The sequence below is a fragment of the Sediminibacter sp. Hel_I_10 genome (assembly GCF_000688335.1).
Taxonomy (GTDB): Bacteria; Bacteroidota; Bacteroidia; order Flavobacteriales; family Flavobacteriaceae; genus Psychroserpens.
Window position 1 is genome coordinate 1,234,880 of the sequence record NZ_JHZX01000001.1, and the last position, 26,720, is coordinate 1,261,599.

The 26,720-nt window shown below is 37.1% G+C and carries 33 protein-coding genes; 14 read left to right on the plus strand and 19 right to left on the minus strand.

Going from position 1 to position 26,720, the window contains the following annotated elements; all coding sequences use genetic code 11:
- Positions 1 to 7 precede the first annotated feature (7 nt).
- A complete protein-coding gene (locus P176_RS0105495; protein ID WP_026753758.1) occupies positions 8 to 2,308 on the minus strand; it encodes a penicillin-binding protein 1A in 2,301 nt (766 codons plus the stop codon).
- A gap of 277 nt (positions 2,309 to 2,585) precedes the next feature.
- Here P176_RS0105495 and P176_RS0105500 point away from each other — a divergent pair, with 277 nt between their 5' ends.
- On the plus strand, positions 2,586 to 3,116 hold the full coding sequence (locus P176_RS0105500) for a YSC84-related protein (RefSeq protein WP_026753759.1): 531 nt from the start codon (positions 2,586 to 2,588) through the stop codon (positions 3,114 to 3,116).
- A gap of 52 nt (positions 3,117 to 3,168) precedes the next feature.
- Here P176_RS0105500 and P176_RS19040 read toward each other — a convergent pair whose 3' ends face one another.
- The 5 genes from P176_RS19040 to P176_RS0105525 form a co-directional block, all read right to left on the minus strand.
- Complete coding sequence (locus P176_RS19040; RefSeq protein ID WP_156032966.1) at positions 3,169 to 5,553, minus strand: protein-disulfide reductase DsbD domain-containing protein; 2,385 nt, start codon at positions 5,551 to 5,553, stop codon at positions 3,169 to 3,171.
- A 210-nt stretch (positions 5,554 to 5,763) separates the two neighbouring features.
- A complete protein-coding gene (locus tag P176_RS0105510; RefSeq protein ID WP_037348731.1) occupies positions 5,764 to 6,147 on the minus strand; it encodes a rhodanese-like domain-containing protein in 384 nt (127 codons plus the stop codon).
- A 22-nt stretch (positions 6,148 to 6,169) separates the two neighbouring features.
- A complete protein-coding gene (locus P176_RS0105515) occupies positions 6,170 to 6,484 on the minus strand; it encodes a rhodanese-like domain-containing protein (RefSeq protein WP_026753761.1) in 315 nt (104 codons plus the stop codon).
- A gap of 110 nt (positions 6,485 to 6,594) precedes the next feature.
- Entirely contained in the window at positions 6,595 to 7,203 is a 609-nt protein-coding gene (locus P176_RS0105520; protein ID WP_026753762.1) for a thioredoxin family protein, read from the minus strand.
- A 7-nt stretch (positions 7,204 to 7,210) separates the two neighbouring features.
- A complete protein-coding gene (locus tag P176_RS0105525; protein ID WP_231481196.1) occupies positions 7,211 to 7,675 on the minus strand; it encodes a TlpA disulfide reductase family protein in 465 nt (154 codons plus the stop codon).
- Between the two features lie 179 nt (positions 7,676 to 7,854).
- On the opposite strand from P176_RS0105525, the gene P176_RS0105530 reads away from it, so the two are divergent.
- The 13 genes from P176_RS0105530 (at position 7,855) to P176_RS0105595 (ending at position 17,756) form a co-directional block, all read left to right on the plus strand.
- A complete protein-coding gene (locus P176_RS0105530) occupies positions 7,855 to 8,310 on the plus strand; it encodes a MarR family winged helix-turn-helix transcriptional regulator (protein ID WP_037348732.1) in 456 nt (151 codons plus the stop codon).
- Positions 8,311 to 8,357: 47 nt separating this feature from the next.
- Positions 8,358 to 8,990 carry an NAD(P)H-dependent oxidoreductase gene (locus P176_RS0105535; protein WP_026753765.1) on the plus strand — a complete coding sequence of 211 codons (633 nt, stop codon included), beginning with the start codon at positions 8,358 to 8,360 and terminating at the stop codon, positions 8,988 to 8,990.
- Between the two features lie 20 nt (positions 8,991 to 9,010).
- A complete protein-coding gene (locus P176_RS0105540; RefSeq protein ID WP_026753766.1) occupies positions 9,011 to 9,583 on the plus strand; it encodes a YceI family protein in 573 nt (190 codons plus the stop codon).
- 376 nt (positions 9,584 to 9,959) lie between these two features.
- A complete protein-coding gene (locus P176_RS0105550; protein ID WP_026753768.1) occupies positions 9,960 to 11,360 on the plus strand; it encodes an anthranilate synthase component I family protein in 1,401 nt (466 codons plus the stop codon).
- Positions 11,361 to 11,425: 65 nt separating this feature from the next.
- A complete protein-coding gene (locus P176_RS0105555; RefSeq protein ID WP_026753769.1) occupies positions 11,426 to 11,989 on the plus strand; it encodes an aminodeoxychorismate/anthranilate synthase component II in 564 nt (187 codons plus the stop codon).
- Between the two features lie 67 nt (positions 11,990 to 12,056).
- Complete coding sequence (gene trpD / locus P176_RS0105560; protein ID WP_026753770.1) at positions 12,057 to 13,049, plus strand: anthranilate phosphoribosyltransferase; 993 nt, start codon at positions 12,057 to 12,059, stop codon at positions 13,047 to 13,049.
- Positions 13,049 to 13,834, plus strand: a complete 786-nt coding sequence (gene trpC, locus P176_RS0105565; RefSeq protein ID WP_026753771.1) for an indole-3-glycerol phosphate synthase TrpC — start codon at positions 13,049 to 13,051, stop codon at positions 13,832 to 13,834. Before trpD ends, trpC begins: the two co-directional genes overlap by 1 nt.
- Complete coding sequence (locus tag P176_RS0105570; RefSeq protein ID WP_026753772.1) at positions 13,831 to 14,466, plus strand: phosphoribosylanthranilate isomerase; 636 nt, start codon at positions 13,831 to 13,833, stop codon at positions 14,464 to 14,466. The genes trpC and P176_RS0105570 overlap by 4 nt, the downstream gene beginning before the upstream one ends.
- Positions 14,456 to 15,637 carry a tryptophan synthase subunit beta gene (trpB, locus tag P176_RS0105575; RefSeq protein ID WP_026753773.1) on the plus strand — a complete coding sequence of 394 codons (1,182 nt, stop codon included), beginning with the start codon at positions 14,456 to 14,458 and terminating at the stop codon, positions 15,635 to 15,637. The genes P176_RS0105570 and trpB overlap by 11 nt, the downstream gene beginning before the upstream one ends.
- Before the next feature lie 68 nt (positions 15,638 to 15,705).
- Positions 15,706 to 16,476 carry a tryptophan synthase subunit alpha gene (trpA, locus tag P176_RS0105580; RefSeq protein ID WP_026753774.1) on the plus strand — a complete coding sequence of 257 codons (771 nt, stop codon included), beginning with the start codon at positions 15,706 to 15,708 and terminating at the stop codon, positions 16,474 to 16,476.
- A 141-nt stretch (positions 16,477 to 16,617) separates the two neighbouring features.
- Positions 16,618 to 16,764 carry a hypothetical protein gene (locus P176_RS20545; RefSeq protein ID WP_197022150.1) on the plus strand — a complete coding sequence of 49 codons (147 nt, stop codon included), beginning with the start codon at positions 16,618 to 16,620 and terminating at the stop codon, positions 16,762 to 16,764.
- Between the two features lie 113 nt (positions 16,765 to 16,877).
- Positions 16,878 to 17,291, plus strand: coding sequence for a DUF805 domain-containing protein (locus P176_RS0105590; RefSeq protein WP_026753775.1), 414 nt, complete (start codon positions 16,878 to 16,880; stop codon positions 17,289 to 17,291).
- Positions 17,292 to 17,297: 6 nt separating this feature from the next.
- Complete coding sequence (locus P176_RS0105595; protein ID WP_026753776.1) at positions 17,298 to 17,756, plus strand: tRNA (cytidine(34)-2'-O)-methyltransferase; 459 nt, start codon at positions 17,298 to 17,300, stop codon at positions 17,754 to 17,756.
- 76 nt (positions 17,757 to 17,832) lie between these two features.
- On the opposite strand, the gene eno is transcribed toward P176_RS0105595, so the two are convergent.
- From eno to rpsE, 13 genes are all read right to left on the minus strand, one after another.
- Positions 17,833 to 19,128 (minus strand): phosphopyruvate hydratase, encoded by a 1,296-nt coding sequence (eno, locus tag P176_RS0105600; protein WP_026753777.1) that lies wholly within the window; start codon positions 19,126 to 19,128, stop codon positions 17,833 to 17,835.
- Positions 19,129 to 19,333: 205 nt separating this feature from the next.
- On the minus strand, positions 19,334 to 20,434 hold the full coding sequence (carA, locus tag P176_RS0105605; protein ID WP_026753778.1) for a glutamine-hydrolyzing carbamoyl-phosphate synthase small subunit: 1,101 nt from the start codon (positions 20,432 to 20,434) through the stop codon (positions 19,334 to 19,336).
- 128 nt (positions 20,435 to 20,562) lie between these two features.
- Positions 20,563 to 21,042, minus strand: a complete 480-nt coding sequence (gene rplQ / locus P176_RS0105610; RefSeq protein ID WP_026753779.1) for a 50S ribosomal protein L17 — start codon at positions 21,040 to 21,042, stop codon at positions 20,563 to 20,565.
- A 67-nt stretch (positions 21,043 to 21,109) separates the two neighbouring features.
- Positions 21,110 to 22,102, minus strand: a complete 993-nt coding sequence (locus P176_RS0105615) for a DNA-directed RNA polymerase subunit alpha (protein WP_026753780.1) — start codon at positions 22,100 to 22,102, stop codon at positions 21,110 to 21,112.
- A gap of 21 nt (positions 22,103 to 22,123) precedes the next feature.
- Positions 22,124 to 22,729 (minus strand): 30S ribosomal protein S4, encoded by a 606-nt coding sequence (gene rpsD / locus P176_RS0105620; RefSeq protein WP_026753781.1) that lies wholly within the window; start codon positions 22,727 to 22,729, stop codon positions 22,124 to 22,126.
- A gap of 173 nt (positions 22,730 to 22,902) precedes the next feature.
- Positions 22,903 to 23,286, minus strand: coding sequence for a 30S ribosomal protein S11 (gene rpsK / locus P176_RS0105625; protein WP_026753782.1), 384 nt, complete (start codon positions 23,284 to 23,286; stop codon positions 22,903 to 22,905).
- A gap of 105 nt (positions 23,287 to 23,391) precedes the next feature.
- Entirely contained in the window at positions 23,392 to 23,766 is a 375-nt protein-coding gene (gene rpsM / locus P176_RS0105630) for a 30S ribosomal protein S13 (protein WP_026753783.1), read from the minus strand.
- A gap of 2 nt (positions 23,767 to 23,768) precedes the next feature.
- Entirely contained in the window at positions 23,769 to 23,885 is a 117-nt protein-coding gene (ykgO, locus tag P176_RS20260; protein WP_008269159.1) for a type B 50S ribosomal protein L36, read from the minus strand.
- 56 nt (positions 23,886 to 23,941) lie between these two features.
- Complete coding sequence (gene infA, locus P176_RS0105635; protein WP_026753784.1) at positions 23,942 to 24,157, minus strand: translation initiation factor IF-1; 216 nt, start codon at positions 24,155 to 24,157, stop codon at positions 23,942 to 23,944.
- 10 nt (positions 24,158 to 24,167) lie between these two features.
- Entirely contained in the window at positions 24,168 to 25,520 is a 1,353-nt protein-coding gene (secY, locus tag P176_RS0105640; protein ID WP_026753785.1) for a preprotein translocase subunit SecY, read from the minus strand.
- Positions 25,521 to 25,532: 12 nt separating this feature from the next.
- Positions 25,533 to 25,985, minus strand: coding sequence for a 50S ribosomal protein L15 (gene rplO, locus P176_RS0105645; RefSeq protein WP_026753786.1), 453 nt, complete (start codon positions 25,983 to 25,985; stop codon positions 25,533 to 25,535).
- 9 nt (positions 25,986 to 25,994) lie between these two features.
- On the minus strand, positions 25,995 to 26,180 hold the full coding sequence (gene rpmD / locus P176_RS0105650) for a 50S ribosomal protein L30 (protein ID WP_037348735.1): 186 nt from the start codon (positions 26,178 to 26,180) through the stop codon (positions 25,995 to 25,997).
- A gap of 11 nt (positions 26,181 to 26,191) precedes the next feature.
- The gene (rpsE, locus tag P176_RS0105655; RefSeq protein WP_026753788.1) at positions 26,192 to 26,716 is read right to left on the minus strand and encodes a 30S ribosomal protein S5; all 525 of its coding nucleotides are present in this window, start codon (positions 26,714 to 26,716) and stop codon (positions 26,192 to 26,194) included.
- Positions 26,717 to 26,720 lie beyond the last annotated feature (4 nt).

Genomic DNA, 26,720 nt, shown 5'->3' on the forward strand with positions numbered 1-26,720 from the left:
TTTACGATCAGTCCTTTTTCTTTTTCAAAAAGGAAAAGAATCCCTTTTTCTCCTTTTTATCAGCCTCGTCATCAGTATCAAATTCCTTTTCGTCACGGTTCTTAGTGAATAAACGCTTTAAAAATCCGTCCCGTTTTTGGGAGTCACAGTCTAAAGCAGCAATCACAGCATCTGATGGTTTTTCAAATTGCGCGCCAGTGACGTCGTTAAATTTGGAATCTGCATTTAATTGTTTTAAAAACAGCGCTACAATGGGCAGTGCAGAATTAGCCCCTTGACCAATCCCAGTATTGCTAAATCCAATACGATGATCATTATTACCCACCCAAGTTGCCATTATTAATTTTGGACTCACCCCAACAAACCAACCATCTTTATTATTTTGAGTGGTTCCTGTTTTACCGGCAAGGTCATTTTGTAAGCCATATGTTGAGCGCATCCGTTGGGCAGTCCCTGAATTGATGGTAGATTTCATAATTTCAACCATGAGTTGACGGGTCTCTTCAGAGAACGCCTCGGTGGCCTCCTCAGGAGTTTCCCTTTCGTAAATAACAGTGCCATCTTTATCCTCAATTTTCGAAATATAAAAGGGCTTTGAAATATGGCCATGATTGGCATAAGCGGTATAAGCTGTAGCAAGTTCCATAAGTGACAATTCCGCAGTACCTAAGGCTAAGGATGGTACTTTTGGTAATTCTGAAGTAATGCCCATTTTTTGGGCTTGAGTAATGGCCGCATCTATCCCCACATCTTCTAGCACCTTTACAGCAATGGTATTGACGGAATGACTCAGTCCATATCCCAAGGAATAATTAAGATGCTCATCCGTCTCCTCATTACCGCTATTGGTAGGCTTCCAATCTTTTTGATTGGTATAGGTCACCGCTTTTACAGGAATGTAAGTACAAGGATCCATGCCATTTTCTAAGGCAGCCGTATACACAATGGGTTTAAAGGTAGAACCCACTTGACGTTTGGATTTTAACACATGATCATATTTAAAATAGCCATAGTCAATGCCGCCCACGTATGCTTTAACGGCTCCTGTTTGTGGCTCAAGGGCAACAAAACCAGTATTCAAAAACTTTAAGGTGTGTTTTAAGCTATCTATAGTAGAACTCAACTGAATGGTATCTCCCTCCCAACTGAACAATTTGTGATTGCTCTTAACGTTGAGTGAATCCATGATTTTTTTATCATCCCACTTTTTTTGTTTCAAGCTTTTATAGAGGCTTAATGTTTTAATTTTTTCGGCGATGACATTCTGATTCAACCACGGCGCATTTTTGCCATAACCACGCTCAAATTGATCTTGTAAAGCTTTTAAATGTTGCGCCATAGCAGCTTCTGCATAGCGCTGCATACTTAAATCAAGCGTGGTATAAATGGTCAAACCGTCTTTATAAAGATCATATGGCTTATCATCTGGGGTTTTGAGACTGTCCAAAAGCTTCACAACATCCAATCGTACTTGTTCTCTAAAGTAAGCAGCGGTACCGTCGTCATGTTTAAATACGCGATAATCAATTTCAAGAGGCTCTGAACTTGTTTTTTCTTGGAGCGCCTCATCAATATAGCCATTGACCACCATCTGTTTTAAAACAACATCACGCCGTAACTGACTGCGCTCTGGAAACAATCTCGGGTTATAACTGTGTGACGCTTTTAAGGTACCAACCAAGGTTGCAGACTCGGCTAAACTCAATTGTTGAGTGGTTGTACTAAAAAGCTTTTGTGCGGCACTTTCTATCCCAAAGGTATTATCACTAAAGGGAACCGTATTTAGGTACAAGGTTAAGATGTCTTGTTTAGAATACAGACTTTCAAAACGCTTGGCCACGATCATCTCCTTAATTTTATTTACGGGCATGGAAAACCAACCGTGGTGTTCTCTTCCGTAGATATTCTTAACCAATTGCTGACTAATGGTACTTCCTCCTCCAGCAGAATCATCCTGCAACAAAATAGATTTAAACACAACTCTAAGCAAGCTCGTATAATCGACGCCACCATGTTCAAAAAAGCGAGCGTCTTCCGTAGCAACCAAAGCATCTACTAGGTGCTTCGGAAGGTCTTCATAAGCCACCATTTGCCGATCAAAAATGAAATATTTACCAAGCAATTGCTCATTAGCATCCAGTAAGAGCGTAGCCTCTGCCTGTTTGATGGCAGATAATTCTGTTTTTGAGGGCAGTTTTCCCCAAAGACCTATATAAACCGATAGCCACAGCAAAAATAAAACCGAAATACCAGCCGTAATGAGACGAAGGATCCACTTGACCCAACGGTTTTGAAATGAAAAAGACATGTCTTAAAATTTGTTACAAAGTTAATATACGAAGCGATTAGCAAATTCGATGTTTTATTATCTGTCTACGATTATAAATTATAGGTGTCAAAGTTAACTGTATTCGTGGTTATGATAAGCAACATAAAAACCTATAGCCTTCCATATACAGAAACTTTATAACCTTATTCTCTTAAAATATTCACAAAATAGTAATCAAGCTAATTTTAGAATTTTTTGCAATATGCAAAGCCCGAAACATCGTCGAACTTTGATTTAAACAAAAAAACGATACATTATGAAATTTTTAAAATCAATTACCATACTCAGTGTTATATTGATGAGTTATGGCGCTGTTGCACAAAGCGACAAGGACCAAAGCACTATGGCAGATGCCAACGATGCCAAAGCAAAATTACTTTCAGAAGATGCTTCACTGCAAACCTTTTTTGATAACTCGGCAGGTTATGTCATTTTCCCAAACGTAGGTAAGGGCGGACTCATTGTTGGCGCCTCTGCAGGAAACGGTGTTCTTTATGAAAATGGCACAGCCCAAGGCATGGCTAAATTAAAAGAGTTGAGTGTTGGACTTCAAGCAGGTGGCCAAGCCATCATTGAAATTATCTTTTTCAAGGACGAAGCTGCTCTAAATTCTTTTAAAGATGGTGATTTTGAGTTTTCTGCTGGAGTTTCGGCGGTTGTTTTAAAATCGGGCAAAGCTAAAGCGGCTAAATACAAAGACGGTGTTGCTGTGTTTGCGCTACCTAAAGCTGGACTTATGGCAGAGGCTTCTGTAGGAGGTCAAAAATTTGACTATACTGCGCTTTAATCATCTATAGTAAAAGTAAAAAAGGACGACTCATACGGTCGTCCTTTTTTTATTATTTGAAGTTATCAATACCGTTTGACAACCAATCATAATAGTCATCAACGTCTGGTGTATATCCTACAGGCTCTATTAAATCTTCCCCATCATGCCCTACTAAAGCATAAAATGGTTGCGTATTCGTCTTGTAGTTTATGGTTTGAAATTCGCTCCACTTTTGGCCAATATATTTCAATTTTTTTCCTGGCTTTAGTTTCGAATCCAACTGCTCCCCTTCTGGAAGTTTGCGTTTATCGTCCACATAAAGCGAAATGAGTACCACATCATTTTTAAGCAGCTGCAAAACGCGATTTTTTACCCAAACGTTCTGTTCCATTTTACGGCAGTTTACACAGGCATGGCCTGTAAAGTCAATCATCACAGGCTTGTTCACTTTTTTAGCGTAAGCCATTCCTTTTTCATAATCATTAAATGATACAATATCATAAGGTGCCAAAATATGCGCGCCTTCGGGCAGTTCTTCTTGCGAGCCTGACATGAAACTTCCTCCAGTTTTTGAATTGCCTACCCCATAAGGAGATTCGGCATAATCCAACGGTGGCGGGAAGGCACTAATTAAATTCAAAGGAGCACCCCAAAGCCCTGGGATCATATAAACCGTAAAAGAAAGCGTCAATAACCCTAGCAGCAATCTTCCTACGGAAATGTGCTGTAGTGGCGAATCGTGCGGTAATTGCATTTTTCCGAGTAAATAGAGTGCTAAAGCACCAAATATGGCGATCCATATGGCCAAGAATACCTCACGTTCTAAGAAATGTAACTGGAGTACCAAATCGGCCTGAGATAAAAACTTAAAGGCAAATGCCAACTCGAGAAATCCCAAGACTACTTTTACCGTATTTAACCAACCTCCAGATTTAGGCAGTGAATTAAGCCAGCCTGGAAATGCGGCAAATAAGGCAAATGGTAAAGCAATTGCAGATGAGAAACCAAGCATGCCGATTACTGGAGCAATACCACCTTTAGATGCTGCTTCTACCAAAATAGTCCCTACAATAGGTCCCGTACAAGAAAAAGATATGATGGCTAAAGCCAAGGCCATAAAAAATATGCCTATTAAACCTCCTTTATCTGCCTGCCTATCGGCCTTATTGGCCCATGAGTTTGGCAAAACAATTTCAAATGCGCCCAAAAACGAAATCGCAAAAACTACCAAGAGTATAAAGAACAACAGGTTAAACCAGACGTTAGTGGCCAACGCATTTAGAGCATCTGCACCAAAAATAGCCGTAATAATTGTACCCAATAACACATAAATCACAATAATGGACAATCCGTAAATAATAGCATTACTAATCCCTTTGGCCTTAGATTTACTTTGCTTAATAAAGAAGCTAACCGTCATTGGGATCATAGGAAACACACAAGGTGTTAACAAGGCTACAAATCCAGATAAAAAGGCTACAAGAAATATGGACCATAAGCCTCTAGTATCTGCTTCACGCTCTGGTGTCGCCAAGATCTCACTTTCTGAAAGCTGTACACTCTTAGTTAAATCAAAGTTGAGATCAACATAACTTGGGGCTAAACATTGCTTATCGTCACAGGCCATGAATTCTACTTCGGCAGTGATGGTCTTTATGGTGCTATCGTCTAAAGTTATGCGCTGCTTGAATTCGGCCTCATCCTCAAAATATTTGATTTTCATTTCAAAAACAGGATCGTTTACTGTTTTTCCAATAGCTTCTGAGGTATTTTCTACAAGCTCATAACCTTCTTGAGTCTCGTAGGTAAAATGTGTTGCAATGGGACCATCTTCTGGAACCGATTGTGAATATAAGTGCCAGTTTTTATCTATTTTGGCCTTTGAAACCAATATGAATTCGGTACTAGAAATCTTCTCTACAGAAGTATCCCAAGTCACTGGTTTTAAAATTTTGGAGTCATTAGAATTTGCAGAAAAATTGAGTTCGCTATCGTCTTCTGGCGCTTTTATCTGAAATGTTAAGTCTACATAATTTGGAGGCAAACACTTTTCATCATCACAAACCATGAACTCTACCTCTCCTTTTACAACAGATAGCGCTTCACTCAATACGTTGATACGCTGTTTGAATTCTGCTCTATCCTCAAAGAATTTAATTTTCATCTCAAAGACCGGATCGTTGATCGTTTTCCCCTTGCCTTCTGATGTATCACCAACTAACTTAAAGGTATCACTTTCAGAAAAACTAAAACGCGTGGAAACGGGACCATCTTCATAAACCTCTTGCGAGTACAAATGCCAACCTTCATCTATGGTTGCTGTAGCCACAAGATCATATTCTGTTTCTGAAATTTTCTCTACGGAAGTCGACCATTTCACAGGATCGAAAACCTGAGCATTTAATGAACTAAAAATAAAAAATAGAGTGAAAAACGTAAAATGGATCTGCTTCATATCATTAAGCTGGTAAGACGTTATTACTTTTTAAAGTGTTCAAATGTAACTGTAGATATCTCTAAAGATGGTAAAATTATACTAAATGTAAATCTAATTGTGAAGGTGCTAATTTAACAAAAAGCATAGACTTGTGCTAAAAGCTGAGCAGTAAACATGATATCAAATTTCAGCAAAAAAAAAGCTGAACCCTAGGTTCAGCTTCAGTAGTCAATCAAAAGTTTTAACTTCTAGTTTTTCATGTCTCCAGTGGGTAATTCCACCTTCTAAGTCATAAATCTTAACGAAGCCAGCTGCCTTAAGTTTTTCGGCACATTTGGCACTTCGACCTCCAGATTTACAATAGAGAATTACGGGCTGGGTTTTATCTAGTTTCTCAATATCCTCATCAAAAGTTGGGGAATTAAAATCAATGTTTTGAGAGTGAGCAATAAAGCCTGTTTCATATTCTTTAGGCGTTCTTACATCCACCAATTGCACATCTTCAAGCTCTAAGAGTGATTCCATTTCTTCTGGGGTAATCATCTTGATTTCGGTAGGGGTTTCTTTTGAACAAGCCGTGATCATCACTAAGCCTAACAAACAAATGAGCATTATGTTTTTCACAGGTTTGAATTTATGGGATTTTCACATCACCGGACCATTCATTGAATCCGCCAAGTAAATTATAAGCCTTATCAAAGCCCAATTGGTTCATTACGGCACAAGCCTGATTGCTTCTTGCTCCAGATCTACAGTATACATAATAGGATTTTGATTTGTCCAATTTCTCGAGCTCATCAATAAATCCCTGTCCTTTATGAATATCTATATGAAGTGCCTCTGGAATCATCCCTTCTTCAACTTCATCTTGCGTTCTCACATCTAAGATCACAGCATTGTCATCTTCTTTTTGCTGAACAGCCCATTCGTCTTGTGATAAATCTGCCATAATTACTTTGTTTTTATAAATACAAAATTAACGTTTCTTTGACAGATAGACGTAAAAAAAACCGAAGTGTTACATTTCGGTTTTGATTTTATTTTTCGTTAAAGTCGTTTTTACACCTTAATTGAACAACCAATAGCTCTTGTACTTTTAACAGGAACCTCTTCATTAGACAATAGTGCATCTACAGCATCTTCTACATAAGTATCTTTAACCGCAGAGGCGTCTTGATAATTATCGTCAATAGCACCTATATATTTTACTTGAGGCCCTTTAGATGTGCGCTCTAAAACGTACACATGCGGTGTTTTTGTAGCGCCATATTGCGGGTATATTTTTTGACCTTCATCTATAAGATAAGGAAATGTGAATCCCTTTTCCTTCGCACGTTTCTTCATAGCCTCTAAGTTATCACCAGGTTTTACGTCTGTATTATTTGGCATAATGGCGATAACGGGATATCCTTTCTTTGCGTATTTCTTGTTGAGGGCTTCAATACGGTTCTCATACGCTACTGCATACGGACAGGTATTACAAGTAAAAATTACAATAAAGCCTTTCGCATCATCGTAATCGGCCATGGATACCATGTTCCCATCAATATTTTTCAAATCAAAATCGGTCGCAATGTCTCCAACTTTGTAGCCATCTGACATTGGTGCAAAAGCAAAAGCCAATAAGGCTAAGGCCATCGCGATTACTGCGTTAAGTCCCTTTTTCATCATAATTTCAGTTTAAAAATTGTTTTACTTCCTTTTCAAGCGCTTGGTAATCAAATGATTTTTCGTAAAATTTACGTTTGTCTTTATTATAAATAATAGTTGCCGGTATGGCACCAGACCAATTCTCATCTACTTTGGGGATCCAAGTGTTAGAATCGGTATCATTAAGAGCGATTACCTTAGATTTCAATTGCTTCTCCCTAATATAAGGTTTTAAATTGGAATCATATTTACTGGGAAAATCAAGACTTACCAGAATCACCTCCACGTTGTCTTTAGCATACTCCACGTTCAATTGTTCGAAATAGGGCAATTCCTTTACGCAAGGCGCACACCAAGTTGCCCAAAAATTGACGACGTAAATTTTATCATCACTGCGATTCAAATACTTTTCAAGTCCATTAAAATCATAGACTTCTAAACTATCTGTAGCAATTTCCGAAGAAGAAACATTGGCTTGGTTTGATGACATTTCAGATCTCGTTTCACTTTTACAGGCAAAACAGCACAACGCAGCACATAACAGTAATAGTCTCATCCCTTAAAAATAGAGATGTATTTTGCATACCACTTAAGTTTAACAAAAAATTAATTTGAACCTTCTCTCTAATTCAAATAAATCCCATACATTTGTATATACAACTATTGTACATGAAGGAGTTAAAAGAGAAATTAAAAACCGAAATCGATTTGCCAATATCAAGGCAGACCGTAATTTCTATTTTTCTCGCTCAAACCGAATTTAAAAATGAGTTTCTGAATGTTTTAAAACCTCATGATCTCTCCTTAGAGCAATTTAATGTGTTGAGAATACTTAGGGGGCAAAAGGGAGACCCGCTCAATTTACAAGACATACAAGAGCGTATGGTCAATAAGATGAGTAACACTACCCGCCTGATCGACAAATTGATTTTAAAGGATTTTGTAAAACGAATTCAATGTGAACAAAACCGTCGTAAAATTGAGGTATATATCACAAATCACGGGCTTGAAAAACTCAAAGAGCTAGATCGCTTAGTAGACGAGACCGAGAAAAAGATGACTTCTAACTTAAACCAGAAAGAATTACAACAACTTAACAAATTGTTGGTAAAACTATCACGATAAAAATTTTAACTAACTGTTGTATAAACAACAATTAAAAACCAAAACATATGAGTAATTATCTAGAAAACTTAAATTGGCGCTATGCCACAAAGAAATTTGATACTTCAAAAAAGATAGCACCATCAGACTTTGAAAAATTAAAAGAGGCCATGCGTTTATCTGCTTCCTCTTATGGTCTACAGCCCTATAAGATTTTGATTATTGAAGATAAAGATGTACGCACTAAACTTAAAGCTGCGTCATGGGATCAACCACAAATTACAGATGCATCTCACATGATTGTATTGGCAAACATGACCGATTTTGGTGATGCTCTTGTTGATGATTATATAGACAATGTTGTTCAAACGCGAGGTGTAGACAGAGCAGATCTAAAGGATTATGCTCAAATGATGAAGTCTACAACTGTTGCTTTAGATAAAGAGAAGAAAGCACCGTGGAGTGCAAAACAAGCATACATTGTAGTAGGTAATCTGTTGTCGGCAGCCGCAGATTTTAAGATTGATGCGTGCCCAATGGAAGGTTTTGAAAACGAGGCCTATAATGACATCTTAGGTCTTAAAGATCAAGATTTAAATGCCTCTGTAGTGATCACTTTAGGATATCGTTCTAAAGAAGATGATACACAGAATTATAAAAAAGTAAGAAAATCAGAGTCCACATTATTTAAAACCATTTAACAACCCTTAAAATTATAATTATGAATACAACAACATTAAAAACAGCAGCTTTATTTTTAGTAACGATTGCATTGGTATCTTTTGGAAGTATTTCTGAAAAGAAAGTTAATGTAAAAGATAGTAACATTACTTGGAAAGGTTATAAAGTAACTGGTTCTCACGAAGGAACCATTAAATTATCGGAAGGTGTTTTAACTTTTGAGAATGATCAATTGACAGGAGGAAATTTCATTATGGATATGACTTCAATCAACGTTACAGATCTAGAAGCTGGAGGCGGTAAAGAAAAATTAGAAGGTCATTTAAAATCAGATGATTTCTTCGGTACAGCCAATCATGAAACAGCAACCTTTACAATTACCAACGTTAAAGGCAAGAATGGAGCCTATGAGGTTACTGGCGATTTAACTATTAAGGAAACTACGCTTCCACATACTTTTAAAATGATGGTGAATGACGATTCAGCCACTGCTCAAATCAAAATTGACAGAACTAAATATGACATTAGATATGGTTCTGCTAGCTTCTTTGATGATTTAAAGGACAAAGCAATCTATGATGAATTTGATCTAAATGTAAACCTCAAATTCTAATTCTTTTAAAGGAGTTAATAGCTGCATTTAGAAAAAAAGATTCCCGTTATGGCGGGAATTTTTTTGTTAAAATATGTTTGATAACCAATTAATCATTTCTATCTTTGACTTTTAAGATAAAAAAAATGCAAAAACAATTAAATCATACTTGGTGGTGGTCAAAACGAAAGTCATTTCTCGTGAACTAAACCTATACCGTATATTTAAAAAATATAAATAAAAAGGCTTGTCATTCACGACAAGCCTTTTTTGTTTTAATCGGTTGCGCTTAGAGACAGCTATAACCTCTAAAAACAAAAATAAACCAACCATTACAACGCTATTGACGTTTTTTAAAATGAAGACTTAATAGCAGCACATTGAATTTAAACGAAACATGAAAACATTCAGTCTATATACCCACTATAAAAAAATACTTGCAGATACCATTACTCCCGTAAGTATTTATCTTAAGATAAGAGACAAGTATCCCAATAGCATCCTTTTGGAAAGTAGTGATTATCATGCCAGTGATAACAGTTTTTCCTACATCTGCTTTAATCCTATTGCCACAATAAAAGTTCAGAATGATAGCATCGAGCAAACTTACCCAGATGGCAGCTCAAAGACCAACAATGCACTAAACATATCGGTCACTGAAGAAATGGACAAGTTCACACGCCGTTTTAAGGTGAATTCTGAAACCGATTTCAAATTTATAAACAATGGCATCTTTGGTTACACTGCTTATGATGCTGTCAAATATTTTGAAGACATTTCCATTTCAAAAAAGTCGGACTCTTTAGAAATTCCAGACTTATATTATGCCGTCTATCAAAATATCATTGCTATTAATCACTTTAAAAACGAAGCCTATATTTTTGCCCACTGCTTTGAAACTGAAAACAACATTGACGAGATCCTACAATTAATAAAGTCGAGAAATTTTGCCACCTATAACTTTTCATCCGAAGGCACCATAAGCTCCAACCTCACCGATGAAGACTATAAAGCACATGTAGAACTTGCCAAGAAACATTGTGCAAGAGGCGATGTTTTTCAACTGGTATTATCCAAAAAATTCGCCCAAAATTTCAAGGGAGATGAGTTTAATGTGTATCGGGCTTTGAGGAGTATCAATCCGTCACCATATCTTTTTTATTTTGACTACGGAAACTTTAAAATATTTGGGAGCTCTCCAGAAGCACAACTCGTGGTCAATGAGGGACGCGCCGAAATTCATCCCATTGCAGGCACCTTCCGAAGAACTGGCAATGACGAACAAGATGCCGATCTTGCAAAAAAATTAGCCTCTGATGCTAAAGAAAATGCAGAGCACGTGATGCTGGTGGATTTGGCCAGAAATGATCTTAGTCGTCACGGGAGCGAAGTCAAGGTAGAGACCTATAGAGAAGCACAGTTCTTTTCTCATGTCATCCATTTAGTAAGCAAAGTTTCAGGTAAAATCCATCAAGGGACGCCAACCTTACAAGTGGTTGCAGACACCTTTCCTGCAGGGACGCTGAGCGGTGCTCCAAAACATCGTGCCATGCAACTGATTGAGCAGTATGAAAAAACGAGTAGAACTTACTATGGTGGCGCTATCGGTTTTATGGATTTTAATGGCAATTATAACCACGCCATCATGATTAGAACCTTTTTGAGCAAGAACCACCAATTGCATTGGCAAGCAGGTGCTGGAGTAGTCTCAAAATCAAAAGCTGAAGATGAGCTGCAAGAAGTGTACAACAAATTAGGAGCGTTAACCAAAGCCATCGAATTGGCAGAAACGCTCTAGGATTGGGTGATTTGAACAGAAACGAAGTTTAATTAAACGATGTTCCGTTGACTCGGAATTTGAAGATGAATATATTAGTAATAGATAACTACGACAGCTTTACTTACAACTTGGTTCATTATTTAGAGGATCTCGATTGTACGGTAACCGTGAAGAGAAATGATAAGCTGCATTTAGATGATGTGGAAGATTACGATAAGATTGTCTTGTCACCAGGTCCAGGAATTCCTGATGAAGCTGGTCTCTTAAAGGACATCATTAGAAGATACGCTCCAAGCAAGAGTATTTTGGGCGTGTGTCTTGGGCAACAAGCCATTTGCGAAGTATTTGGTGGAACGCTGATCAATCTTAACGAGGTGCATCACGGTGTAGCCACAGAAATCACCATAAGTGTTGATGACGAAGCTTTGTACCATGGTATGAATAAAACCATAGAAGTAGGCCGCTATCACTCTTGGGTTGTAGACACCAAATTACCCGAAGTTTTAGAAGCCACGTCCCATGACCATAAAGGGCAGGTCATGTCTTTACGGCATAAGGTTTACGACGTAAAAGGCGTGCAATACCATCCCGAAAGTGTATTGACCCCAAATGGAAAGCAATTGTTAAAAAATTGGGTCAATCAATAAGACTGTTCAACTTAGTGACACTTTAAATCAACGAATTAAAATAGTGCCTCCATCAGGTAAAACCATAATGAAACATATCTTAAATCGATTAATAAATCAAGAAAGCATTAGTGCCGAAGAAGCCAAAAACGTCTTGGTGAATATTTCCGCAGGTATTTATAACCAAAGTCAAATCGCTTCTTTTTTGACCGTTTACATGATGCGAAGTATTACTATAGAAGAACTGCAAGGGTTTCGGGATGCACTTTTAGAGCTGTGTATTCCTGTTGATCTTTCAGATTTCAACACTATTGATCTTTGTGGTACTGGTGGTGATGGTAAGGACACTTTCAATATATCTACTCTAGCCTCCTTTATCACCGCTGGTGCAGGCGTTAAAGTTGCCAAACATGGCAACTATGGTGTATCTTCTGCCTCTGGCTCTTCTAACGTTGTGGAAGCTTTGGGGGTTAATTTTAGCAATGATGTTGATCGGTTAAAAACGAGTATAGATAAAGCTGGTATTTGCGTGATGCACGCACCTTTATTTCATCCTGCAATGAAAAACGTAGCACCGATTAGGCGAGAACTAGGTGTAAAAACATTTTTCAACATGTTAGGTCCAATGGTAAACCCTGCCTTCCCACAAAATCAAATGGTTGGCGTATTTAGCTTAGAACTGCAGCGCCTTTACGGATACCTTTATCAAAATACAGATAAGAATTACAGCATTGTTCATGACCTAGATGGTTATGATGAGATTTCATTGACCGGTGCCACAAAGATCATATCCAATACTGCCGAAAGTATGTTCAATCCCTCAGATTTAAATATTGATCTTATTGAACCTTCTGCCATTTTTGGGGGCACCTCCATCAAAAAAGCAGCTTCTATTTTCAAAAAGATCATTAAAGGTGAAGGGACAGAAGCACAAAACAATGTGGTTTGTGCAAATGCAGGCTTGGCCATTGCCACTGTAGAGCAAATATCGCATCAAGAAGGTTTTCATCGTGCTCAAGAAAGTTTAGAAAGCGGAAAAGCCAACCAATGTTTAGAATTATTGATTGAATTGAGTAATTAATGGATATTTTAAAAAAAATAGTAGACGACAAACGCCTCGAAGTTAAGCTTCGCAAGCAGCTCATACCCATTGAGCAATTGGAGCGCTCTGTTTTGTTTGAGCGTCAATGCCATTCACTTTCCAAACGTTTAAAGGAAAGTACCTCTGGGATTATTGCAGAACACAAACGTCGCTCTCCATCCAAACAAGTCATCAATCACGATTTAAACGTCTTTGATGTGGCTAAGGGTTATGAGAATGCGGGTGTTTGTGGCATGTCTGTTTTAACCGATGGTAAATATTTTGGGGGAAGCCTAGATGATTTATTGACCGCACGTTCCATATGCAACTTACCGTTACTTCGGAAAGAGTTTATTATAGATGCCTATCAAATCATTGAAGCCAAAGCTTATGGAGCAGATGTCATTTTATTAATTGCTGCAATTCTTACAACAAAGGAAATCAATCAGCTTTCAAGATTAGCAAAAACAGTAGGCCTTGAAGTACTCCTTGAGATTCATAATGAGGACGAACTTCAAAAATCAATCATGCCAAGTTTAGATCTTTTGGGGGTGAATAACAGAAATCTAAAAACCTTTGAAGTTAGCTTAGAGACCAGCAAACAACTCAGTGAGTTGATCCCAAATGATTTTGTTAAAGTTTCAGAAAGTGGTATGAGTTCCACAGCTGCCATCAAGCAATTGCAGCCTTATGGATATCAAGGTTTTTTAATTGGTGAAAACTTTATGAAAACCAAAGATGCAGGCGAAAGTGCCAAGCAATTTATTAAAGATTTAAACAGATGAAGCTTAAAATCTGCGGAATGAAATATAAAGACAATATTCTCGATGTTGCTCAATTGCAACCCGACTTTATGGGCTTTATCTTTTATGAAAAATCAAGTCGCTTCTTTGATGGCGAAATTCCAGATTTACCTAAGTCTATAAAAAAAGTGGGTGTGTTTGTAGATGCGTCTGATCATTTTATTACTGAAACGGTCTTGAAACATGAGCTGCAGGCCGTTCAATTGCACGGTAAAGAAAGTCCCGAATTTATAAAGTCGCTTCGCAGGAAACTAAGCGCAATTGATAAGAGTACCATAGAAATCATTAAAGTATTTAGTATTCGCGATCATTTTGATTTTTCAAAATTGGAGGTTTTTGAATCCTTATGTGATTATTATTTATTTGACACCAAAGGCGAATTACCTGGCGGCAATGGCTATCGTTTTGATTGGAGCGTTTTAAAATCGTACCCATCCAATAAGCCCTATTTTTTAAGTGGTGGCATAGGGTGGGGCGATCTTGACAGACTGTCTGTCTTTCAAAAAAGTTCAGAATCTGAACATTGCTACGCTATTGACGTTAATAGTAAATTTGAAATTGAAGCTGGATTAAAAAACAAGAACCGTTTAAAAACATTTATCGATGACTTATAATGTAAATGAAAAAGGCTATTACGGAGCATTTGGAGGCGCTTATATCCCTGAGATGCTCTACCCTAATATTGAAGAGCTAAGACAGAATTATCTTAAAATTATGGCTGAACCTTCTTTTAAAGCAGCATTTGATCAATTACTCAAAGACTATGTGGGCAGGCCGTCGCCGCTCTATTTAGCCAAAAGACTAAGCGAAAAGTACCAGACCAAAATCTATTTAAAACGTGAAGATTTAAACCATACGGGCGCTCATAAGGTAAATAATACCGTTGGACAAATTTTAATGGCGCAGCGTTTGGGCAAAACGAGAATCATTGCCGAAACTGGTGCGGGTCAACATGGTGTTGCCACGGCTACGGTTTGCGCGCTAATGGGTATGGAGTGTATTGTGTACATGGGAGAAGTGGATATTGCTAGACAAGCTCCAAATGTGGCACGAATGAAGATGTTAGGAGCAGAAGTGAGACCTGCATTATCTGGCAGTAGAACCTTAAAAGATGCCACTAATGAGGCCATGCGTGATTGGATCAATAATCCCGTAGATACACATTACATTGTGGGTAGTGTTGTAGGCCCTCATCCATTTCCAGATATGGTGGCCAAATTTCAAGCAATCGTTTCGGAAGAGATACAATGGCAACTACAAGAAAAGGAAGGCACCACTAAACCAGATTACGTCGTTGCTTGCGTAGGCGGTGGCTCTAATGCGGCCGGTGCATTTTACCATTATTTAGACGATACCGATGTTAAATTAATTGCAGTAGAAGCGGCTGGTAAAGGCATTCATTCTGGAGAAAGTGCAGCCACCTCTGTTTTAGGCAAAGAAGGCATTATTCATGGCAGTAAAACCTTATTGATGCAAACAGATGATGGTCAAATTACCGAGCCCTACTCTATTTCTGCAGGATTAGATTATCCAGGTGTAGGCCCAATGCACGCTAACCTTTATAAAACGGGACGGGCCGAATTCATCTCTATTACAGATGATGAAGCCATGATTGCAGGATTAGAATTAAGTCAGTTAGAAGGCATCATTCCCGCTATTGAAACGTCACACTCTCTGGCTATTTTTGAGCAAAAGAAATTTAAGAAAGATGATATCGTCGTGGTGAATTTATCGGGCCGCGGTGATAAAGATTTACAAAACTATATTGATTATTTTAAATTATAGCACCAAGAAATCTTGCGAGTGTAATTAGTGTTTAATTAAAAAAGATTCCACCATTGTGGAAACTAAAGATGAATAGAATCAACGAAAAACTATCAAAAGAAGGCAAGTTATTATCCATTTACTTTTCTGCGGGCTATCCCAATTTGAATGATACTGAAACCATCATTCAAGATCTTGAGAAAAGTGGTGTAGATATGATTGAAATAGGCCTGCCTTTTAGCGATCCTTTGGCCGATGGCCCTACCATACAAGAAAGTTCTACAAAAGCGCTCAAAAACGGAATGACCAGCGAAATTCTTTTCAAGCAGCTCAAGGATATTCGAAAAACCGTTTCTATCCCATTGATAATTATGGGATACTTTAACCCGATTTTACAATATGGCGTGGAAGCTTTTTGTAAAAAATGTAAAGACATTGGTATTGATGGCCTTATCATTCCTGATCTACCGGTAGATGTGTATCATGAGGAGTATAAAACGATCTTTCAAGATCATGGCCTCATTAACGTCTTTCTAATAACCCCTCAAACTTCAGAAGAACGAATAAGGTATATCGATAGCATTTCCGAAGGTTTTATTTACATGGTAAGCAGTGCTAGTGTCACAGGAAGCAGTGCTGGTTTTGGAACAGAGCAAACCGCCTATTTCAAAAGGATATTTGATATGAATCTTAAAAATCCTCAAATAGTAGGATTCGGAATTTCTAATCATGACACTTTTAAACAGGCCACCCAATATGCAAAGGGCGCCATTATAGGAAGTGCTTTTATCAAACACTTGACAGATGACGGCACCAAATCGATTTCTAATTTTGCATCATCTATTTTAACTAAAGACTGAAACTACCATATGTTATCGATTGGTTGGTTTCTTATGAGTGTTTAACATAATTTAATAGATATCTCTTGTACTTTACCATAGTTTTAATACTATTCTGTAGGTAATCCCTTATCTTTAACTGAACAAAAAAAAGACAAAACCATGGGAATTATAAAAGATAATAAAAAATTTGAAAGAAAGACTGATCAAACCAATCCAACAAATCCAGATGGTATTGCTAAAAAGTCAAATACAAACAAATTTGATATTGATGAGAAAACAATCAAAGACCAGCAAAATAAAAAATAAGCTAGTCTAAATACATATTATAAAAGTTCATTCTTCATTGAATGAGCTTTTTTTATTTTCCATATCTAAAATTGAATATATTTGAGAATATATTAACCTAATCAATCAACTTTATGGAATGGTATTTAAAAGTCATAAGAGACAATTATGCAAATTTTACAGGTAGGGCAAGGCGCCAAGAATATTGGATGTTTCAATTATTCAATATTATAATTATTTTTGCCCTAATTGTGATACTCATGGGCTTGGGGGCACTAATAGATGCACCAGGACTTATTTCAATCTATTTGATATATGTATTAGCTATTATTATACCAAGCTTAGCGGTTGCTGTAAGACGACTGCATGATACTGGTAAAAGCGGCTGGTATTATCTCGTTTCTTTTATACCATTTATTGGAGGTATTTGGCTCATCATACTTTTAGCTACTGAAGGTGATGTTGGACCAAATGAATATGGTGCAGACCCTAAAAAGCCAAACGATCTAGAAATTAATGAAATTGGCAACTCTTCATTAGAACATTAAACTATCTTGAAACTAAACATTGTACTTATAGAACCCGAAATTCCTAATAATACAGGTAATATTGGTAGATTGGCTTTGGCTACCGGATCTCGTCTGCATTTGGTAAAACCTTTTGGTTTTGAAATTACAGATAGTAGATTAAAACGCGCTGGCTTAGATTATTGGGAACATCTCGACGTTCATTACTATGAGTCAAGCGACGCTTTTTTTAAAAGTCACCAAAATTCAAAATTTGCGTTTTTTTCTAGTCACGGTAAACAAGATTTTTGGGACCTTAAATTTGAAGAGGAGCTCTTCCTCATTTTTGGTAAGGAATCGGTAGGTCTACCTAAAGTTATTCTTGACAAATATCCTGAGGACATCTATAAAATTCCGCTATACAGCTCCAATGTTAGAAGTCTCAACTTAGCCAATTGTGTAGGCATTGTTGCCTATGAAGGTTTAAGACAGCTGCATACGCTTTAAGCCTTTTAACTTAAAACTAAAAAGCCCATTTCTAAAAAGAAATGGGCTTTTATCATTTTATAATAGGATCTTGAAATTACTTTTTGATCTTAAACGCATTCATTTGAGGAAAATAAGCCACATCATCCAACTCTTCTTCTATGCGAAGCAATTGATTATATTTTGCCATACGATCACTTCTAGATGCAGATCCTGTTTTAATTTGACCTGTATTTAAGGCTACTGCCAAATCAGCAATGGTATTATCTTCAGTCTCCCCTGAGCGGTGTGACATTACAGAAGTGTACCCAGCACTATGTGCCATATTTACTGCGGAAATCGTCTCTGTTAACGTTCCTATTTGATTCACTTTAATCAAAATAGAGTTTGCGATACCATTTTCGATTCCTCTAGAAAGACGTTCCACGTTTGTAACAAAAAGATCATCTCCTACCAATTGTACTTTGTCTCCAACTTTTTCAGTTAAATACTTCCAACCGTCCCAGTCATTCTCATCCATACCATCCTCAATAGAAATAATTGGATACTTTTCTACTAGTTCGGCTAAATAATCAGCTTGCTCCTTACTCGTTCTTACCACGCCTTTGCTACCTTCAAATTTTGTGTAATCGTAAGCACCATCAACGTAGAATTCTGCAGCAGCACAATCTAAAGCAATCATGACATCATCTCCTAATTTGTAACCCGCATTATCTACCGCTTTCTTAATGGTATCTAAAGCATCTTCAGTGCCACCTTCAAGATTAGGTGCAAAACCACCTTCATCACCAACTGCAGTACTTAGACCTCTATCGTGCAATACCTTTTTAAGGTTATGGAAAATCTCAGTTCCCATTTGCATGGCGTGCGTAAAGTTTTTAGCTTTTACTGGCATGACCATAAATTCTTGAAACGCGATAGGCGCATCACTATGAGAACCACCGTTAATGATGTTCATCATAGGCACTGGTAATGTATTTGCAGAAACACCGCCTACATAACGATATAAAGGCATTCCTAATTCACCAGCTGCTGCTTTTGCAACCGCAAGCGATACCCCTAAAATGGCATTTGCACCTAGTTTCGATTTGTTTGGCGTACCATCTAGATCAATCATTAATTGATCTATTCTGTTTTGTTCAAATATAGATTCTCCTAAAAGCTCTTGTGCGATCACAGAGTTAACATTATCTACTGCTTTTGAAACACCTTTGCCCATGTAAGCTTTTCCACCGTCACGAAGCTCTACGGCCTCATGTTCTCCAGTTGAAGCACCAGAAGGCACAGCTGCTCGTCCCATAATGCCGTTTTCGGTAACTACATCTACTTCTACAGTAGGGTTTCCTCTTGAATCTAAAATTTGTCTAGCATGAATATTAATGATAATGCTCATCGTTTCTCTTTTATGTTTAGTTTATTTAATCTTTTAATAGTCAAGCCGTCTATTGAATTTTATAAACGCTTAACATTCCCAAATTTACGAAAATGTCACGCCAATTCTCGGTCAGCGCCTCAGAATTGTGTTTTATATAAGCTATAATGTTTGCGTAAAAGAGAAAAGTCAAGAAAATTTAGATTTTCTTGACTTTTCTTCAGTATTAATTTTTGACAAGCTCTAAAAACTGATCGAACAGATAAGAGGCGTCATTTGGTCCTGGACTGGCTTCTGGGTGATATTGTACCGAAAAGCAGTTTTTATGTTTCATTCGCATACCTGCAACAGTGTGATCATTGAGGTGCACGTGGGTGATTTCAATATCTTCGTTGTTTTCTGTCTCTTCTCTATTGATAGCGAAGCCATGATTTTGAGACGTCATCTCTCCCTTACCCGTAAGAAGATTCTTTACTGGGTGATTGATGCCTCTATGCCCGTGGTGCATTTTATAAGTAGAAATACCATTTGCTAGCGCGATGACTTGATGTCCCAAACAAATTCCGAACAATGGGAGGTTTCTCTTAATGATCTCCTTAGCTAACTCTTGTGCTTCAACTAAGGGTTCTGGATCACCAGGCCCATTTGAAAGAAAGTAGCCGTCTGGTTGAAATGCTTCCAATTCTTCAAATTTTGAATTGTAAGGAAACACCTTAACGTAGATGTCGCGCTTGGCCATATTTCTCAAGATATTATTTTTAATACCAATATCTAATGCAGCGACTTTATAGGTAGCGTTCTCATTTCCGAAGTAATAAGGTTCTTTTGTAGACACTTGAGAGGCCAACTCTAGACCTTCCATATTTGGCACTTCTGCCAATTGTTTTTTCAAGTCTTCAATGTTATCAACTTCTGTAGAAATTACCGCATTCATGGCACCATTATCCCTAATATAGCTCACTAATGCTCGTGTATCTACATCTGAAATAGCCATGATATTATGCTTCTCGAAAAAATTCTGCAATGAGCTATCTCCTCCAGCTCTAGAATAATCAAAGCTAAAATTCTTACAGATAAGTCCTGAGATTTTGACAGAATTAGATTCATCCTCTAATTCGAGTGTTCCATAATTACCGATATGTGCGTTAGTGGTTGCCATTAACTGTCCATAATATGATGGATCTGTAAAGATTTCTTGATACCCAGTAGTACCGGTGTTAAAACACACTTCTCCAAAGGCAGAACCTTCCTTTCCTACTGATTTACCATGGAAAATGGTACCATCAGCTAATAGAATAATCGCTTTTTTTCTTTTCTGGTATGACATGTTATTAAAAATGATGTTTATTGTATTTCCTCTTTCGCGGTCTTCACAACTATCAGGTCGTAAAATTCCATAAAAAAAAGGATAATCTAAAATAGATTATCCTTTATATATAAAATGCTTATTAACATTTATTCCTCTTCGTTGGTTGCTTTAGTTTCTTTAGCTGGCGCATCTGCCGGCTTGCTACTGCTTCCACCTCTTCGGCTTCTTCTTGTTGTTTTCTTCTCTGGCTTAACAGCGTTGTAGATTTCGTTATAATCTACTAACTCGATCATTGCCATGTCAGCATTATCACCAAGTCTGTTTCCTAACTTGATAATTCTGGTGTAACCACCTGGTCGATCTGCAACTTTAACAGCAACATCTCTAAAGAGTTCAATCACTGCATTCTTTTGTCTTAATCTCGACATTACAATACGTCTGCTGTGGGTTGTATCCACCTTAGACTTAGTAATCATTGGTTCAACAAACTGCTTTAAAGCTTTCGCTTTAGCCACTGTAGTGTTAATACGTTTGTGCTCAATTAATGAACAAGCCATATTAGCCAACATCGCCTTTCTGTGCGCTGTTTGTCTTCCTAAATGGTTAAATTTCTTTCCGTGTCTCATGACATTTTTGTTTTAATCATCATCTTGCTACGACCCTTTTTGAGGAGCAAAAATATGACGTATTAATTTAATCTTTATCTAATTTATATTTTGCTAGATCCATTCCGAAGTTAAGACCTTTAACATTTACAAGCTCTTCAAGCTCAGTTAAAGATTTCTTACCAAAATTACGGAACTTCATCAAGTCATTCTTGTTAAAAGACACTAAGTCTCCTAATGTATCAACCTCTGCAGCTTTCAAACAGTTAAGCGCACGTACAGAAAGATCCATATCTACCAATTTGGTTTTCAACAATTGTCTCATGTGAAGTGACTCTTCATCATAAGTTTCTGTTTGTGCAATTTCATCAGCCTCTAACGTGATGCGCTCATCGGAGAACAACATGAAGTGATGAATCAATATTTTAGCAGCTTCAGTTAATGCATCTTTAGGATGGATAGAACCATCTGTGATGATTTCAAAAACTAACTTTTCGTAATCTGTTTTTTGCTCAACACGAAAATTTTCAATCCCGTATTTTACATTTTTTATTGGCGTATAGATAGAATCTGTAAAGATGGTACCAATTGGTGCAGAAGCTTTTTTATTTTCTTCAGCAGGTACATATCCTCTACCTTTTTCAATAGTGATTTCCATAGATAGATTCACTTTTGAGTCTAAATTACAGATCACTAAATCTTTATTCAATACTTGAAAACCAGAAATAAACTTTTGGAAATCTCCAGCAGTAATTTGGTCTTGCCCAGAAATTGAAATTGAAACAGACTCATTATCAACTTCGTCAATTTGACGTTTAAAGTTGACTTGTTTAAGGTTTAGGATCATTTCAGTAACATCCTCAACAACACCTGCGATGGTAGAAAACTCATGGTCAACTCCTTCGATTTTTACAGATGTAATCGCAAAACCTTCTAATGAAGATAACAAAACTCGTCTTAGAGCATTTCCTACTGTTAATCCATAACCCGGTTCTAGGGGTCTAAATTCAAACTTGCCTTCAAACTCGGTAGAATCAATCATGATTACCTTGTCCGGCTTCTGAAAATTTAATATTGCCATATTACGTTTTGTATCTAGTTATTATTTAGAATATAATTCGACGATGAATTGCTCGTTGATATTCTCTGGAATCTGAATTCTTTCTGGAACAGAAACATACGTCCCTTTTTTGGTGTCGTTGTTCCAAGTGATCCATTCGTAAACATTGCTAGAATTAGCCAATGAATTTTGAATGGTTTCTAAAGATTTAGATTTTTCTCTTACAGCGACAACATCACCTGCTTTCAACTGATAAGATGGTATATTCACAAGCTCACCGTTTACAGTAATATGTCTGTGTGATACCAATTGTCTTGCTCCACTTCTAGATGGAGACAATCCCATTCTATAAGCCACGTTATCTAAACGAGACTCACATAATTGAAGCAATACTTCACCAGTAATACCCTTAGAAGCTGTTGCTTTTTTAAACATGTTTCTGAATTGCTTTTCTAAAATACCATAAGTATATTTAGCTTTTTGCTTTTCCATTAACTGGATTGCATATTCAGATTTTTTTCCACGTCTTCTGGTATTACCATGTTGACCTGGAGGATAGTTTCTTTTTTCGAAGGCTTTATCATCTCCGAAGATAGCTTCACCGAATTTTCGGGCTATTTTAGTTTTAGGACCAGTATATCTTGCCATTTTAAAAAAATTTGTTAATGAGAGTGATTATGAATTAAGGTCTTAATCTTATCCTTCGATAATCGTTGATCTCTCGTAATACTTGTTATTTATTTTTCAGTTTGCAAATTTACGTATAATAAAATTAATATCAGCTGTAATACAGCTGATATTAATCTCTATAAATAAGCTTGTTAGACGCGACGTCTTTTTGGAGGTCTACAACCATTATGTGGCATTGGAGTAACATCTATGATTTCTGTTACTTCAATTCCTGCATTATGCAAAGATCTAATAGCAGATTCTCTTCCGTTACCTGGACCTTTTACATAAATCTTGATTTTCTTAAGACCTGCCTCTTTTGCTACGCCAGCTGCATCTTCAGCAGCTAATTGAGCAGCATAAGGAGTATTCTTTTTTGAACCTCTAAAACCCATTTTTCCAGCAGATGACCAAGAGATCACATCGCCTTTTTTATTGGTTAAAGAGATGATAATGTTGTTAAAAGAAGCCGTTACGTGACCTTCTCCAACAGCATCAACAATTACTTTACGTTTTTTTGTACTTGACTTTGCCATAGTGTTCAGTTTCTAGTTGCTAGTTTTTTTGTTTTTGGAATCCTAAACATTTCTATTTCGAACAGATTCGTCTAACGTTTAAAACTAATGACTAATGTCTAATTATTATTTAGTTGCTTTTTTCTTGTTAGCAACAGTTTTTCTTCTACCCTTACGAGTACGAGAGTTGTTTTTGGTTCTTTGACCTCTTAAAGGAAGACCTGCTCTGTGACGAATACCTCTGTAACAACCAATATCCATTAATCGCTTAATGTTTAATTGTGTTTCAGATCTAAGTTCACCTTCAATAGTATAACTACCAACGGCATCACGAATAGCTCCGATTTGTTCATCGGTCCACTCGTCAACTTTTAAGTTTTCGTCAACATTAGCCGCAGCTAAAATTTCTTGAGCTCTGCTTCTACCTACACCGTAGATGTAAGTTAATGAGATCACTCCTCTTTTTTGTTTTGGAATATCTACCCCTGCAATTCTAGCCATAATTATCCTTGTCTTTGTTTGAATCTAGGATTCTTTTTGTTAATGACGTAAAGTCTACCTTTTCTGCGGACCAATTTACAGTCTGCACTTCTCTTTTTTACTGATGCTCTTACTTTCATCTTGTAATGTTTTTATGAATTCGTTAATCAAACCTAAGTTTAACCTCAGAATAAATTTAGTATCTGTAAGTGATTCGAGCCTTAGTTAAATCGTAAGGACTCATTTCCAATTTTACTTTATCCCCAGGTAACAATTTAATGTAATGCATACGCATTTTACCTGAGATGTGTGCGGTCACGATATGACCATTTTCTAGTTCAACACGAAACATTGCATTTGATAATGCTTCAATAATCGATCCGTCTTGTTCTATTGCTGCTTGTTTTGCCATAGTTCTAGTTTTAAGCTACTGCTTTTCTATTTTTACCAGTTTTCATCAAGCCGTCATAATGCTTATTCAACAAATATGAATTGACTTGCTGCATGGTGTCTATTGCAACTCCAACCATAATTAGTAGCGATGTGCCACCAAAGAATAATGCCCATCCTGCTTGCACATTCATTAACTTAACAATGATCGCTGGGAACACAGCAAGCAAAGCCAAAAATATAGAACCTGGCAATGTAATTTGAGACATTATTTTATCTAAATATTCTGAAGTTTCTGTTCCTGGTCTAATGCCTGGAATAAAACCACCACTCCTTTTTAAATCGTCTGCCATTTTATTGGTAGGTACAGTGATCGCCGTATAAAAATACGTGAAAATGATAATCAATAATGCGAATACTACGTTATACCATAACCCAAATATGTCAGAAAATTGCGCCTGCATCCATTGACCTACTTCACTTGATGAACCAAAGGATTTACCGATCAAACTTGGCACGAACATAATTGCTTGTGCAAAGATAATTGGCATAACACCAGATGCATTCAACTTTAAAGGAAGAAACTGTCTAGATCCAAATACGTTTTTTTCATAGCCACCAGATGCTGTTCTTCTCGCATATTGCACTGCAATCTTACGCACGGCCATAACCAACATAATTGCCGCCATGATAATTACAAACCAAACTACTAGCTCTATCAAGATCATCATGAGACCACCATTACCTCCACCATCTAAACGAGATGCTGCATTTTGAATGAAAGACTGAGGTAAAGTTGCGATAATACCCACCATAATTAATAGTGAAATACCATTACCTATACCTTTATCAGTGATTTTCTCACCCAACCACATTGCAAAGATAGTACCTGTTACCAGAATAATTACAGAAGAGATATAGAATGTTGGTCCTGTACCTAATAAAAATGCTGAAGACGGGATACCAAATGCTGGTTGCAAGCTGGCCAAATAACCTGGAGCTTGAAACAAACAGATAATAATGGTCAACCAACGTGTGATTTGGGTAATTTTCTTTTGCCCACTAGCACCTTCTTTTTGTAGTTTCTGTAAATAAGGAATTGCTATTCCCATTAACTGAACCACAATAGATGCAGAAATATATGGCATAATACCCAAAGCAAATACAGAAGCATTTGCAAAAGCACCACCAGTAAACATATTTAGAATTCCTAAAATACCATCTCCGGTTCCACTTGCAAGTCCTCCCAATTGACTAGCGTCAATACCTGGTAAAACTACTTGCGCACCAAAACGGTACACTAAAAGAAGACCAAGCGTTAGCATGATCCTGTCTTTTAATTCAGTGATTTTCCAAACATTTTTTAATGTATCTATAAATTTCATAGTACTCGTGTCTTATAAAGTTACAGCTTCTCCTCCTGCAGCTTCAATTGCAGATTTTGCTGAAGCGGTAAATTTATGAGCCGTTACTGTCAATTTTGATTTTAGCTCACCGCGTCCAAGAATTTTAACCATTTCATTCTTACCTGCTAAACCTAAGTCTAACAACGTTTGAAAATCTACAGTATCCTTTACTTTTTCCTCATCAACTAAAGCTTGAAGAGTATCAAGATTTACGCCTTGATATTCTACTCTGTTGATGTTTGTAAATCCAAATTTTGGAACACGTCTTTGAAGTGGCATCTGCCCACCTTCAAAACCTACTTTCTTAGAATAACCAGAACGAGATTTGGCTCCTTTGTGACCACGTGTTGCGGTACCACCTTTACCAGAACCTTGTCCACGACCTATTCGTTTTCCTTGATTCTTGACAGAACCTTCTGCTGGTTTTAAATTGCTTAAGTCCATTGTATCTTATTATTTTGATTCCTCTACGGAAACTAAATGTGAAACTTTACTTACCATACCCATAATACTTGGGCTAGCATCATGCTCAATAACCTGTCCTATTTTTCTTAGACCAAGCGACTCTAAAGTACGCTTTTGCGTCTTAGTACGGTTAATTGCGCTTTTTACCTTTGTTACTTTGATTTTCTTTGCCATCGTCCTCGTTATTAACCTTTAAATACTTTTTCTAAAGTGATTCCTCTATCTTTAGCAACAGATTCTGCACTTCTTAATTGTAACAATGCATCGAAAGTAGCTTTAACAACGTTGTGTGGGTTTGAAGAACCTTGAGACTTAGAAAGTACATCATGTACTCCTACTGCTTCAAGAACCGTTCTTACAGCACCACCAGCAATAACTCCTGTACCTGCTGCGGCTGGGATGATATTTACTCTAGCTCCTCCAAATTTACCTTTTTGCTCGTGTGGCAATGTACCTTTAATAATAGGAATTCTTACCAAATTTTTCTTAGCATCTTCTACGGCCTTCGAAATTGCGGTTGCTACGTCTTTAGATTTACCTAAACCATGACCAACTACTCCTGCTTCATCTCCTACAACTACAATAGCTGAGAAACCGAAAGCACGACCACCTTTAGTCACTTTTGTAACTCTTTGTACACCAACTAGACGATCTTTAAGATCGATACCACTTGGTTTTACTAATTCTGCGTTTTTATATTTTTGATACATAATG

Bases quoted from the DNA above. Each gene is read 5' to 3' on its own strand.
- P176_RS0105495 (WP_026753758.1), bottom strand. From the start codon at position 2,308: ATGTCTTTTTCATTTCAAAACCGTTGGGTCAAGTGGATCCTTCGTCTC.
- P176_RS0105500 (WP_026753759.1), top strand. From the start codon at position 2,586: ATGAAATTTTTAAAATCAATTACCATACTCAGTGTTATATTGATGAGT.
- P176_RS19040 (WP_156032966.1), bottom strand. From the start codon at position 5,553: ATGAAGCAGATCCATTTTACGTTTTTCACTCTATTTTTTATTTTTAGT.
- P176_RS0105510 (WP_037348731.1), bottom strand. From the start codon at position 6,147: ATGCTCATTTGTTTGTTAGGCTTAGTGATGATCACGGCTTGTTCAAAA.
- P176_RS0105515 (WP_026753761.1), bottom strand. From the start codon at position 6,484: ATGGCAGATTTATCACAAGACGAATGGGCTGTTCAGCAAAAAGAAGAT.
- P176_RS0105520 (WP_026753762.1), bottom strand. From the start codon at position 7,203: ATGAAAAAGGGACTTAACGCAGTAATCGCGATGGCCTTAGCCTTATTG.
- P176_RS0105525 (WP_231481196.1), bottom strand. From the start codon at position 7,675: ATGTCATCAAACCAAGCCAATGTTTCTTCTTCGGAAATTGCTACAGAT.
- P176_RS0105530 (WP_037348732.1), top strand. From the start codon at position 7,855: ATGAAGGAGTTAAAAGAGAAATTAAAAACCGAAATCGATTTGCCAATA.
- P176_RS0105535 (WP_026753765.1), top strand. From the start codon at position 8,358: ATGAGTAATTATCTAGAAAACTTAAATTGGCGCTATGCCACAAAGAAA.
- P176_RS0105540 (WP_026753766.1), top strand. From the start codon at position 9,011: ATGAATACAACAACATTAAAAACAGCAGCTTTATTTTTAGTAACGATT.
- P176_RS0105550 (WP_026753768.1), top strand. From the start codon at position 9,960: ATGAAAACATTCAGTCTATATACCCACTATAAAAAAATACTTGCAGAT.
- P176_RS0105555 (WP_026753769.1), top strand. From the start codon at position 11,426: ATGAATATATTAGTAATAGATAACTACGACAGCTTTACTTACAACTTG.
- trpD (WP_026753770.1), top strand. From the start codon at position 12,057: ATGAAACATATCTTAAATCGATTAATAAATCAAGAAAGCATTAGTGCC.
- trpC (WP_026753771.1), top strand. From the start codon at position 13,049: ATGGATATTTTAAAAAAAATAGTAGACGACAAACGCCTCGAAGTTAAG.
- P176_RS0105570 (WP_026753772.1), top strand. From the start codon at position 13,831: ATGAAGCTTAAAATCTGCGGAATGAAATATAAAGACAATATTCTCGAT.
- trpB (WP_026753773.1), top strand. From the start codon at position 14,456: ATGACTTATAATGTAAATGAAAAAGGCTATTACGGAGCATTTGGAGGC.
- trpA (WP_026753774.1), top strand. From the start codon at position 15,706: ATGAATAGAATCAACGAAAAACTATCAAAAGAAGGCAAGTTATTATCC.
- P176_RS20545 (WP_197022150.1), top strand. From the start codon at position 16,618: ATGGGAATTATAAAAGATAATAAAAAATTTGAAAGAAAGACTGATCAA.
- P176_RS0105590 (WP_026753775.1), top strand. From the start codon at position 16,878: ATGGAATGGTATTTAAAAGTCATAAGAGACAATTATGCAAATTTTACA.
- eno (WP_026753777.1), bottom strand. From the start codon at position 19,128: ATGAGCATTATCATTAATATTCATGCTAGACAAATTTTAGATTCAAGA.
- carA (WP_026753778.1), bottom strand. From the start codon at position 20,434: ATGTCATACCAGAAAAGAAAAAAAGCGATTATTCTATTAGCTGATGGT.
- rplQ (WP_026753779.1), bottom strand. From the start codon at position 21,042: ATGAGACACGGAAAGAAATTTAACCATTTAGGAAGACAAACAGCGCAC.
- P176_RS0105615 (WP_026753780.1), bottom strand. From the start codon at position 22,102: ATGGCAATATTAAATTTTCAGAAGCCGGACAAGGTAATCATGATTGAT.
- rpsD (WP_026753781.1), bottom strand. From the start codon at position 22,729: ATGGCAAGATATACTGGTCCTAAAACTAAAATAGCCCGAAAATTCGGT.
- rpsK (WP_026753782.1), bottom strand. From the start codon at position 23,286: ATGGCAAAGTCAAGTACAAAAAAACGTAAAGTAATTGTTGATGCTGTT.
- rpsM (WP_026753783.1), bottom strand. From the start codon at position 23,766: ATGGCTAGAATTGCAGGGGTAGATATTCCAAAACAAAAAAGAGGAGTG.
- ykgO (WP_008269159.1), bottom strand. From the start codon at position 23,885: ATGAAAGTAAGAGCATCAGTAAAAAAGAGAAGTGCAGACTGTAAATTG.
- infA (WP_026753784.1), bottom strand. From the start codon at position 24,157: ATGGCAAAACAAGCAGCAATAGAACAAGACGGATCGATTATTGAAGCA.
- secY (WP_026753785.1), bottom strand. From the start codon at position 25,520: ATGAAATTTATAGATACATTAAAAAATGTTTGGAAAATCACTGAATTA.
- rplO (WP_026753786.1), bottom strand. From the start codon at position 25,985: ATGGACTTAAGCAATTTAAAACCAGCAGAAGGTTCTGTCAAGAATCAA.
- rpmD (WP_037348735.1), bottom strand. From the start codon at position 26,180: ATGGCAAAGAAAATCAAAGTAACAAAGGTAAAAAGCGCAATTAACCGT.
- rpsE (WP_026753788.1), bottom strand. From the start codon at position 26,716: ATGTATCAAAAATATAAAAACGCAGAATTAGTAAAACCAAGTGGTATC.